Source organism: Algoriphagus terrigena DSM 22685 (assembly GCF_000429445.1).
In the GTDB taxonomy this organism is placed as follows: domain Bacteria; phylum Bacteroidota; class Bacteroidia; order Cytophagales; family Cyclobacteriaceae; genus Algoriphagus; species Algoriphagus terrigena.
Genome location: NZ_AUBW01000019.1, coordinates 1 through 11,813, shown reverse-complemented (window position 1 = coordinate 11,813; position 11,813 = coordinate 1). Strand labels below are relative to the sequence as shown.

The 11,813-nt window shown below is 45.8% G+C and carries 4 protein-coding genes and 1 pseudogene; 3 read left to right on the top strand and 2 right to left on the bottom strand.

Annotation, left to right across the window (positions count from 1 at the left end; translation table 11 throughout):
• Window positions 1-218: 218 nt before the first annotated feature.
• The gene (locus G459_RS0116945) at window positions 219-6,971 is read right to left on the bottom strand and encodes an Ig-like domain-containing protein (RefSeq protein ID WP_026968711.1); all 6,753 of its coding nucleotides are present in this window, start codon (window positions 6,969-6,971) and stop codon (window positions 219-221) included.
• 322 nt (window positions 6,972-7,293) lie between these two features.
• On the opposite strand from G459_RS0116945, the gene G459_RS27775 reads away from it, so the two are divergent.
• Complete coding sequence (locus G459_RS27775) at window positions 7,294-7,785, top strand: DinB family protein (RefSeq protein ID WP_051315274.1); 492 nt, start codon at window positions 7,294-7,296, stop codon at window positions 7,783-7,785.
• A gap of 97 nt (window positions 7,786-7,882) precedes the next feature.
• Complete coding sequence (locus tag G459_RS0116935) at window positions 7,883-9,706, top strand: Xaa-Pro dipeptidyl-peptidase (RefSeq protein ID WP_026968710.1); 1,824 nt, start codon at window positions 7,883-7,885, stop codon at window positions 9,704-9,706.
• 42 nt (window positions 9,707-9,748) lie between these two features.
• Here the strand turns inward: G459_RS0116935 and G459_RS0116930 are convergent, their stop codons facing one another.
• Window positions 9,749-11,194, bottom strand: a complete 1,446-nt coding sequence (locus tag G459_RS0116930) for a M48 family metalloprotease (RefSeq protein WP_026968709.1) — start codon at window positions 11,192-11,194, stop codon at window positions 9,749-9,751.
• A 318-nt stretch (window positions 11,195-11,512) separates the two neighbouring features.
• Between G459_RS0116930 and G459_RS27770 the strand changes: the two are divergent.
• Window positions 11,513-11,813: pseudogene (locus G459_RS27770) on the top strand (transposase family protein); the annotation flags it as partial.

The following is an 11,813-nucleotide window of genomic DNA, read 5'->3' as shown; positions in this document are numbered from 1 at the left end:
TTGTTATCTCTAAGAGGAAATCGCTTTTTATGAATTCGAAGATTCAAGGCGATTATTTTGCGCGGTTTGAATAGTCTGAAAAGATTGTCATGAAACAACTTTGTCCTGAAATTCAGTGGCATGTACCCGCAACTGGGGTACATACTACTGAATCTTAAATAAAATCTATCTTCCAATTTTCAAGGCATTGACCTTGGCAAATTTAATCCAACTTCTTTTTAGATCTTAATCACTTTTTTAATCACAGCTACGTTGTTGTCTCCGAGAATCTTGAACAAGTAGATGCCTGGGACATAGCTAGAAATATCCAGTTTGACTTGACGGGAGCCTTTCTCCACTTCAATAGTGTCCACTAACCTTCCCTTCATGTCGATCACCTCGATGCGGATATCTTCGACTTGGTCGAAATTAAAGAGGTGTAGATTTACCAATCGGTTGGTTGGGTTAGGATGGGCCGTTGCTCTTGGTTGTTCAGCCGAGTAACCGCCGGCTCTAGGCTCGATTACAGAGACAGTTGGTCTCGTTGATTCCGCAGTGAGCCCATCGGCATCAAATACCTTGGTTTTCAGCGTATAAGTTCCTGCAGGAGGATTGATCCAGTTGAACTCATAGGGAGCCTCGGTGACAATGGCGAAAATCTGCTCATTGTAGAAGAACTCCACGTGCTCGATGCTGTTTTCAGGATCGTTTGGCTGAGTTTTGATCAGGATATTCTCTCCACGTTCGAATATCTGCCCATCTATTGGTTCCACAATGTTGATCGTAGGAGGTTGATTTTCCCGTACTTCTATAGTGGGCCTCGATGACTCGGAAGTTAGCCCTTTGGAATCAAATACCTTGGTTTTTAAGGTGTAAGATCCTGCAGGAGGATTGATCCAGTTATATTCGTAAGGAGCTTCGGTGACGATGGCAAAAATCTGCTCGTTATAGAAGAACTCGACATGCTCGATTTCACCTTCCGGATCAATCGGATTGGTCTTGATCAGGACATTGGCTCCCAAATTGAATATCTGTCCATCGGTTGGCTCTACTATAGAAATTGAAGGCGGCAGATTTTCATTGATTACAATGCTCACCGGCAGGGATTCTGAAGTTTGTCCAATTCCATCGTAAACTTTGGCTGTGAGTACATACGTTCCAGCAAGAGGACTAGGCCAGTTGACTGCGAAAGGAGCCTGTGTTACAGTTGCGAGGACTTCGTCATCGGCGAATAGCTCTACTTTTTGGATTTGACCCTCAGGATCGCTTGGCTCGGCTCTGATCACAACATCTTCACCAACTTCGAATTCCTGACCGTCCGTCGGTTCGACAAGAGAAATAGTTGGAGGTAGATTTTCGATCACCGAAATAATCGGCCTGGTGGACTCGGCAGTAAGTCCTTTGGCGTCAAATACCTTGGTTTTCAGTGTGTAGGTTCCGGCCGGAGGACTGATCCAGTTGTACTCATAAGGAGCTTCGGTTATAATGGCGAAGATCTGCTCGTTGTAGAAGAATTCGACATGGTCGATTTCACCCTCCGGATCAATCGGATTTGTTTTGATCAGGACGTTATCACTCAGATTGAATACCTGCCCGTCGACAGGCTCGACAATGGAAATAGTCGGAGGTTGATTTGCCTGGACAGTAATCGAGGCAGTCAGAGACTCCGCCGTCTGTCCGGATTCATCAAAGACTTTAGCTTTCAGCACGTAGGTTCCAACTGGCGGACTGATCCAATTGTATTGGAAAGGAGCCTGACTCACGCTGGCCACAAGTTGGTCATTGGAGTAGAACTCGACCTTTTGAATCATGCCTTCGGGATCGGCCGGCTCAGCAGTGATCATCACATCTGTGCCCAGATCGACTACTGCTCCGTCCGACGGTGCTGTAAGGGTAACGCTTGGCGGCAGGTTTTGAATGACCGTAATGCTCACTGATAGCGATTCTGCTGTTTGTCCGACTTCATCAAATACTTTGGCTTTCAGCGCATAGGTTCCGACTAGCGGATTAACCCAGTTGAATTCGAATGGAGCCTGCATTACCGTTGCCAAAATTTGATCGTTGGAATAGAACTCGACCTTTTGAATCATGCCTTCTGGATCAGAGGGGTTAGCAGTGATTAGCACGTTATCGCCCAGATCGACTACCGCTCCGTCCAATGGTGCTGTAAGAATGACTGTCGGAGGGAGGTTTTCGATCACCGAAATAGTCGGTCTGGCAGACTCGGCTGTGAGTTCTTTGGCATCAAACACCTTGGTTTTCAGAGTATAGGTTCCAGCTGGAGGATTGATCCAGTTGTACTCATAAGGAGCTTCGGTTACAATAGCGAAGATCTGCTCGTTGTAGAAGAACTCGACATGATCAATTTCTCCTTCCGGATCAATTGGATTTGTTTTGATCAGGACGTTATCCCCAAGGTGGTATACCTGCCCGTCGACAGGTTCGACAATGGAGATAGTGGGAGGTTGATTTTGCTGGACCACAATCGTGGCGGTCAGAGACTCCGCCGTCTGTCCGGTTTCATCAAAAACTTTGGCTTTTATCGTGTGAGTTCCTACTGGAGGACCGATCCAATTGAATTGGAATGGTGCTTGACCGATAGTAGCCAAAATCAGGTCATCGCCGTAGAACTCGACCTTTTGAATCATACCTTCGGGATCAACAGGCTCAGTAGTGATCATCACATCCGTGCCAAGATCTACTACTGCTCCGTCCAACGGTGCTGTAAGAGTAACGCTTGGCGGTAGATCCTCGATGACCGAAATTACAGGTCTGGATGATTCCGCTGTTAACCCATGAATATCAAAAACTTTGGTCTTCAGCGTGTACGTTCCTACGGGAGGACTTACCCAATTGAACTCGTAAGGAGCTTCTGTCACAATAGCGAAGATCTGCTCGTTGTAGAAAAACTCGACATGGTCGATTTGATTTTCCGGATCAATCGGATTGGTTTTGATGAGCACATCCTGCCCGACGGTAAACACCTGTCCGTCTATTGGTTCCACGATTGAAATAGTGGGTGGATAGTTGGAAACGGTAAACTCGATGGTCTCTGAAATACCGGTTTGACCTAGATCATCCGTAACGACAGCGTAAATTTGATGGGTACCGATCGGGATGTTTGTCCACTCATAGTCGTAAGGCGCCTCCTGGATTTGTGAGAGCGAGACTCCATCACCAAATATCTCTACTGAGCTTATTTTGTTTTCCGGATCATAAGGGTTCGTTTTGATAATCTGGCTCTGTCCATAACTGTAGTCATTGCCATTGATTGGCTGACTAATCGAGATCGTAGGAGCGAGATTTTCATTCGATTCCGGGATTACATGGACGATGACATTTTTTGATCTTGTGCTATTTCCACTATTGTCATAGACAATTGCGTACAATAGGTAGGTCCCGAGCGGTACTTCTGTGGGCCAATTGAATTCGAACGGATCAGCTACAATGGAACCGATCAGATTGTCACCGACGTAGAATTCAACTCTGTCAATGTCGTTTTCGGGATCTTCGACAAATGCTAATAACTTAAGTAGGCCGCCGTTTTCTATAACTGCCTCTCTGATCGGTTCTTCAAGAACAATAATGGGAGGGAAATTAACATCAGCAGTGTCAATGACGTTGATGTTGACTGCATCAGATTCCGCCGCTAAACCTTCATTATCGTAGATAATGGTTTTAAGTGAATGATTGCCGGTAGAAGCGTTGGACCAAATAAAATTGTAAGGAGCTGAATTCAAGGTGCCTATAATATCAGTGCCATCGAGGAATTCCACCCTATCGATGTCGTTTTCAGGATCTATTGGATCGGTCTGTATTGTGATATCTTGACCAAACAACAGATTTTGATCCTCTACAGGATCCGTGATTTGGATGCTTGGGGGCAAGTTTGGAGTAGGTGGTTCTGTTATATTTACGGTGATGGTCTCTGAATTTCCCGAGGCTCCCTGTGTGTCGTAGACGACTGCTCGGATATCGTAGCTATTGAGGGATGAGGGACTCCATAGTAATTCGAAAGGAGCTTGGGTAACTGTGCCCAAAAGATTATTGCCTTCATAAATCTCAACTCTATCTAGGGTCCCCTCGGGATCATTCGGCAAGGTGCTGATTAAGATGTCAATTCCCAGATCAATCGACTGATTATCTGAGGGAGAGATGATTTCGACGGTCGGAGTGCGGTTTACTGGCCCGCCGATTTGGATGGAAATCGGTACAATTTCTGACTCTGCAGTCCGCCCGATCAAATCGAACGCTACCGCCTTTAAATTGAAATTCCCTGGTGTAGGAGTAGGCCAAGTGTACTGAAAAGGTGCCTCGTAGACCCTGCCGATCACGCTGTCTCCCTGGTAGAAAAAAACTTTGCTGAGCAGACCCGTGGGATCTGTAATGTCGGTGTTGATAAGGACGTCGTCACCGCTGTAATATATTTCGTTTGCGACAGGATCGATGATCGAAATTTCAATTGGGGAAGGAGGAAGGTCCTCTAAATTAAAATTAGTCTTTACCAGCATTGCAGATCCATAAGCCGGGATGGTTACTTGTTTATCGAATAACTCATTCTTGGCGTTTCTATAAAGGCCGGGGAGAGGAATGGTCACCTCCTGATCGGAGTAGTTGTATTCGAAAAACATGTACTCCAAGATATTGAGCTCTTTGGTCGCGACTTTTGAAATTGCCAAACTGTCAAAGATGACAGGATCAGAAGGTTCGTTGATCTTTATGACGATGCTTTCGCTGGATGCAGAAACTCCGGCTTTAAACAGGATCTGGATTTTTTCAGGTTCCAGACTTGTTGAAAAATATCTTAAAGTTCCTTCTTGATTATCGTCATAAGTTTTTTCTAAAAACAACTGGATTTCTTTGTTTTCCACCGGGCTTTTTGAGTCAAACTCAAGCAGGATTTCATCTCCAGCCTCTACTGCCCCGATTTGAATATAGGTGAGCACATGTTCGCCAGTATTGGGTGTGATCGAAAGAGAGCCTCCGGTAATCCCGTCTGGAATCCAAGAGGAAACGCCACCATAGGTGCCTGCTACAATGTCAATATTTGAATCAAATGTGCTGGATTTGATTGGGCTGCTGGTGATGACTTCATATTGGTGAAGGTTAAATCGGGGTTTGTTTGAATTTAAGTCGAAACCAAATGCTTCTCTCCAGCTTTGGAGATTCCGAGTTTGTCCTGTAGGGGTATCTCCAGCGTCCTTGGAAAGGAAAATGAAATCGGTGTTGTAGGGATCTAAAAAATAATTGTTATCCAGTTGGCCAAATTCTCCTATGTCATAGTCATCCGTGTTGAAAGACAAGATTAATTCCTCATCAAATACCCTGGACAACTGATTGTTTTCAATGGTGATATCTCGTATGGGAGTTCCGATCGCGTCATGGGAAGCCAGAATTTGGGTAGAAACTTCATAAATTGTATTCTCTGTTAGCTCCAGATTGTTGTTGTTGTGCAGGAATATCCCGTTGGCACTGACTTTATGGATTGTGTTATTATAGATTTTTATCCCTGCTGCCATGTCATCGGCGTAGATTCCGCTTGCTAACAGTTCCTTTTCCTCGTTCCCGTCCATGTTCCCGATGCCATTGACGATTATGTTACCCTGAATTTCCCGGCCCTCGTTATTTTGTGTGGTTTGACCGTCTGCATTGGTATAGATGCCTCCGCCGTCTTGTTTGTAGACACAAAATCTATCGATCAGATTGTTTCTTACGATGGTAAAGTCACCGCCAAAGTGAATTCCATTGTATCCCGTATTGATGATCCGGTTTTTTTCGATCAGAGAATTGTCAGAATCAGAGCCGATGTAAACCCCAATGCTGTTCAAATCGCTGGATTGCATCATTCCCTGATAAGGTCCGGTGTTCTCGATCAGGTTGTTTTGGATGGTAATTCTGGGGCTGCCATAAAATACAAATATGCCGCTGTTCAAGCTGTTTCTTATTGTATTTTCGGTAATGGAGAGGTCGGGTACCTCTTCCATGTGAACTCCGTTTTCCCCGGCAGATTCCAGAATACAGTTGTCTATCGTGAAATTACCTGATTTCTTCACATAAAAGAGACTTTTATTGCTTCCTTTGAAATGCAGGTTTGTGAACGTAATGTTTTTTACATAAGGTTGGTTTGTTACCAAATAATCAAGGTTTGCCGGTTGGACTTTTGAGGCGAGTGGAGCAGCAGATCCGGTGAAAACAGTAATAGTTTTTAAACTGGAATTGTATGCCCATTCCCCAAAAGTATCCAGCGCGTCGACGTGGTTTTGAATAAAATAACCGTAGCCGGGTTTTGCTTCATATGGCGTGTTTATAGTTTCGTAATTGATCGTGCTTCCAGCAGTGGATGTGATGGGATGTCGGTCTATAATCCAGTTGTTTTTTCTGATGACTATTTCACCGCCTGTCCAGTCAAAAGGATTGGGTTGGCCGTTAAGAGAGTTGGGGCTGTTTATACTGACAATGTCTAAAAATCGGTTTCCAGTATCTGAATTGGGGTAACTGCCGATTTCCCGGGGTAAATTTTCCGCTTCCACAATTTGGAGCTTCGAGCTTTGTAAATTGGGAAGGGAGGCTTCATACTTACCTCCGCCAAGTGATCTCCAATTTTGGATTGATTCCAAAGAGGTAATAATCGCAGGTGCCCCGGTGCCATAGGAAGTGTAGACGACAGGGTTCCCGGTATCTCCCCCTTTTACGATATTGATGGTCCCATAGAAGATCTCTCCTGAAGCAAACAACACACGGTCTCCTCCCCTAAGTCCACTGGCTACCGCGTTCAATTTGTTGATAGTTTTCCATGGAGTAGCTGGATTTTGGGCCTCCGTAATCGAACGATTGTCATCTCCTATGCTAGTGGAAAAGTAATAGTCCGTACTATAGCCTGCTAAGGGTAAAAAGAGGCTCAGTAACAGCGCCGCAGAGAGAATCAATTTAGCGGATACAGTCTTTTGAGGAAGCATTGAAAACAAGTTGCTTCTGGAATAGAGAGTCTTCATGTCTTTTTAATTAGTTTAAATAATTTTTTTAATTGTAAAAATCTCACCCTTGCGTGATCGGAAAAATGTGATCCTTTGGAAGGGAAAATAAATTGGATTCAATTTTTTTTCGCTGCATCCACCCACGAACCGTTTATTGGTGGATTCTTAGGTGATGCTAATTAAAAATCGCCCGATAATTGTTAAAATATACTGAAAAATGCTTTTCAAATTTATCAAAATGATGAATATTTTTTTTGCAAAATTGGGTTGACCCAATTTTGATAAAAAGTAAAGGAGTGCGCGACTCTCAAAACTAGTCTGAAAGAAAATGTTGTAGCAGATGAAAGAGCAAGCCGAAAAATTGAAACAATTGATTGCAATGGGAAGTAAGTATTTCCACCAAACTGGTGAAGAAAGCTTATGCAGGAAACCAGCCCCCGAAAAATGGTCCAAAAAGGAGATCTTGGGACATCTGATAGACTCGGCCATCAACAATCTCCAGCGGTTTACAGAAATCCAATTTGCACCCAAACCTTACCAAATTCAATCCTATAGGCAGGTGGAGTTGGTAAAGGCAAACAACTATCAATCCGCTTCCGCAAGAGACTTGACCATCCTTTGGCAGGCGGTCAACCGGCGGATTCAGCAGGTAATTCTTATGCAAACCGAACTGACTTTAGCTTTTCCAATCATCTTGGGAAATGGCGACTCCGCGGATTTGGCATTTCTGATCAGGGATTATGTCGATCACTTGGATCATCATCTCCTCCAGATTTTTAACCCGCTTTATCCCACTGATCCCCGGTTGCCTGCTCCGAAACTGTTGGCGTAGGTTTTCCGCTTTTTTATTCAAGAGGGAGAGAGAAAATAGATTTTCGCCCTAATATTAACCTTGAAATCAAGTACCGAACCCATACTTCTACCCACCGATGAAGATCTCCAAGTTCCCGGCGCTTTTAGCGTTTTTTGTTTTTAGCTGTTCATTGACATTGCTTGCCCAAGTCAAGCCAATCTTTGAGAATGGCGAGGCGCAGATCGTACCTGAGTTGAAAGATTCCGCCAACTGGATCAGACACGACCTTTGGGTGGAGACGGAATTTGATACAGACGGGGACGGCAAAAAAGACCGGATGCATGTCGACGTGACCCGTCCCAAGCAGACCGAGACCGAAGGCCTGAAGCTGCCGATAGTTTACGCCAGCAGCCCCTATTATGCAGGGACAGCAGGTAATGCACCGATCTTCTGGGACGTAAAACATGAATTGGGTGCTGCGGAAAAGCCCCGAAATCAGGTTGAGGTTGTGCGCCGGGGCAAGCGGCCGATCATCTCCAATGACGAAATCATGGCATGGGTTCCGCGCGGCTACATCGTCGTGCATTCCTCTTCCCCGGGCACCGGACTTTCGCAGGGCTCACCAACGGTGGGCGGTGACAACGAATCTTTGGCACCAAAAGCTGTAATCGAATGGCTAACCGGAAAGGACAACGGCTACACGACACCTGACGGAAATGAGAAAGTAATGGCCTATTGGTCGACCGGCAAAGTCGGTATGACCGGAACCTCCTACAATGGGACCCTTCCGCTTGCAGCCGCCACCACCGGCGTCAAAGGATTGGAAGCAATCATCCCCATTGCGCCCAATACTTCTTACTATCACTATTATCGGTCCAACGGTCTCGTTCGCTCGCCGGGTGGCTACTTGGGCGAGGATATCGACGTGCTATATGACTTCATCCACAGCGGCGACGAATCCAAAAGAGCTTACTCTAACAAAACCGTCCGTGACACCGAGATGGCGCAGGGCATGGATCGGACAACGGGAGACTACAATGACTTTTGGGCTGGAAGAGATTATCTGAACGACATGGAACCCATGAAGGCCGCTTTGCTGATGTCACACGGGTTCAACGACTGGAACGTGATGCCTGAGCACAGCTATCGGATCTACGAGGCGGCTCGCGCCAAAGGGATTCCATCACAGATCTTCTACCATCAAAACGGCCATGGCGGCCCGCCTCCATTTTCGATGGTGAACCGCTGGTTTACCCGCTATCTGCATGGTGTGGAAAATGGCGTGGAGCAGGAGCCCAAAGCCTGGATTGTGCGCGAACAAGACGAGCGAACCAATCCGACTGCCTATGCTGACTTCCCAAATCCCCAAGCTTCCAATGTAATTTTTCACCTCAAAGGTGGCGCACCCGCTGCCGGTTCGCTGGGTTTGGAAAAAGCAAATTCCGGTGCCAAGGAGACGCTGGTTGACAATTACTCTTTTTCCGGTTCCGCACTTGCACAAGCTGACTATACCGATCATCGCTTGATCTATCTAAGTCCTGTCCTCAAAGAAGCGGTGCATATTTCGGGAATTCCAAAGATCAGAGTTAAGCTGGCTTCCAATAAACCCGCAGCAAACCTTTCTGTCTGGTTGGTCTCCTTGCCTTGGACAGAAGGAAGAAACGCAAAAATCACCGACAACATCATCACACGTGGCTGGGCAGACCCGCAAAACCACAAAGACATTCGCAAGGGGGAACCGCTGGAGCCGGGCAAATTCTACGAGGTGACCTTTGATCTCCAGCCGGACGATCAGATCATTGCCGCTGGTCAGCAGATCGGCCTGATGATCTTCTCCTCAGATGCGGAGTTTACCATCCTGCCAAAGCCGGGGACTGAACTGACGGTCGATCTGGATGGGACGGTATTGATACTTCCGGTCGTCGGAGGGATAGCTGCTGTGGCGAAGTCGCTTGAATGAGGAGTTGAAAGGAAGTGGTACAATCGCGGATATTTCTGTTTTTTATTTCCCAATCACTTTGATCAAAGTTCCCTTTTCCAATTGATCAGACAACAGCATCCCGTTTAATATTGCCAATTCCTCAAAGCGATCTTTTTGCATTTTGAAATGGGTCAGTGCGGCTTCCAAGCTCATGCGCTGAGGGATAGTTTGGATCCGCACCACATCTGGCTTTCTGTTGAGTTTCTCGGCGTCTTTCAATTCCTTAAAATTCCGAACTGTGGATAGGAAAGCAGGCTGATATTGCTCAAACTTTGAAAGTTCGGACACACCTAAAATGCTATAGGTATTTCCTCCAAATTCGATCAGCGCAGAGAGTACCCGAATGGTACCTTGCTCTTGTTTTTGATCCGCAACCATAAGGAATGCAGGCAATCCGTTGATGGTTTCTTTTTTGGAATCCACCAGTTCCAGCTGGTATTGCTCCAGAATTTTCCCAGAAATCTCCTCCATCGATCCTCCGCCTGCCAGCGTCAAAGACATCAAAGCATCACCGGCTTTGGGTGCCATCTGAACTTGCTGAGGCGTGTTTTGGAAGTTCCAGTCATGGGGGGTGGTAAACTGAATTTTCAGCACAGGATGATAAAACACATTGCTTTCCAGAAAACCCTGTCTAGGATCTTCTCCCAACACAATTCCGTCAATTCTTCTGAGGTAAGCGTCCCGGTTTACCGAGGGATTGGTCAGATCGAGTTTCTTTTTCCATTCCTCCGCCAGTTTTGCTACAGTTATATTTCGCTCGCCTGGAGAGGGGTGAGTGGAAAGAAATTCCGGGATTTCGCTTGCTCCCTGTTTTGCTCCCTGCCTTTCGAGGGTGTTAAAAAAACCTGCCATTTCCGCAGCGTCATACCCAATTCGGGAAGAATATTCCACACCCAATTCATCGGATTGCCGCTCCGCATCGCGTCCAAAACTCAACAAGGCTATCTGCATCCCCTGCGAAAGTGGTTCAGCAAAATCTGCCAGCTCCGGTATAAACACCATCCCTGCGATCATTCCCAGCTGTCCGATAATTTGATTGCGCTGTTGTATCACAGAATGCCGGGCAGTCACGTGGCCGATTTCGTGTCCCAAAACTCCCGCAAACTCTGCCTCATTGTTGAAGTGAGCCATGATTCCCCGGGTAAAATAGACATATCCTCCCGGTACGGCGAAGGCATTGATGATCGGTGAATCGACTACCTTGAAATGGTAATCCAATTTGGGACGATGTGAGACGGCCGCCATTTCCAGGCCCTTTTCTGTAATGAATTGCTGCAATTCGGGATCCTCATAAACTCCGAAAAATGCTGTAATCTCAGGATCTGATTGCTGACCCATGCCGATTTCCTGAGCTTCAGACATTAAGACTACCTGCTTTTTTCCTGTTACCGGATTGATCGCACATCCGTCAGTAATTAGTAGGATCACGGAGAACAACGCTGCTGTATACGCGGATCGGGTTTTCATGCCATTTCGATTAAAGTGTAATTTTGACTTTTCCACAACTGAAAAATTAATCAGTCTAGCGCCTTCCGCTTTAATCGGATAGAAGTGTCGGTTGACTCATTTTGAGTGATCTGGATTATATCAAACTGCAATATCCAGGCCTAGAAAAACTTGTGAAGAAGCTCCCGACAAGTCTGAATGAAGGAGATTCCATACTTTTTTAAGGTTGGATCGAGCATAACCCAATTAATTAAGGTTCCCGATCAGCCAAAGTACTGATAGCATATTTCGTAGAACCCTGATATTTTTTCCAAAATAGTTGGTTCTACCACGAATTTAATGGAAATGGTATCTTTAGGCAAAAAGATGTTCACAGAGAATTTTTTCACAAAGCTGCTTGATCTGGAAGACGGTTGGATAGTTGAATCTGTAGATTCGGATTTAACAAAGGAGGAGATCTACATACAGGTTGTTTGTGTGTTGGATCAATTGGAAGACGCTGGATCCGGAGAGTTCTGCAAGGTTTATGATTATGCGCCGGAGCGTTCTTGGAGGCATTTGGACACGATGCAATATAGGACTTACATCAAGTGTCGGCTCCCTCGAATCAAAGCCTCCGACGGAAAAGTAAAGACTGTTC

Coding starts and splice junctions, on each gene's coding strand:
- G459_RS0116935 (WP_026968710.1), top strand. CDS start 7,883: ATGAAGATCTCCAAGTTCCCGGCGCTTTTAGCGTTTTTTGTTTTTAGC.
- G459_RS27775 (WP_051315274.1), top strand. CDS start 7,294: ATGAAAGAGCAAGCCGAAAAATTGAAACAATTGATTGCAATGGGAAGT.
- G459_RS0116930 (WP_026968709.1), bottom strand. CDS start 11,194: ATGAAAACCCGATCCGCGTATACAGCAGCGTTGTTCTCCGTGATCCTA.
- G459_RS0116945 (WP_026968711.1), bottom strand. CDS start 6,971: ATGAAGACTCTCTATTCCAGAAGCAACTTGTTTTCAATGCTTCCTCAA.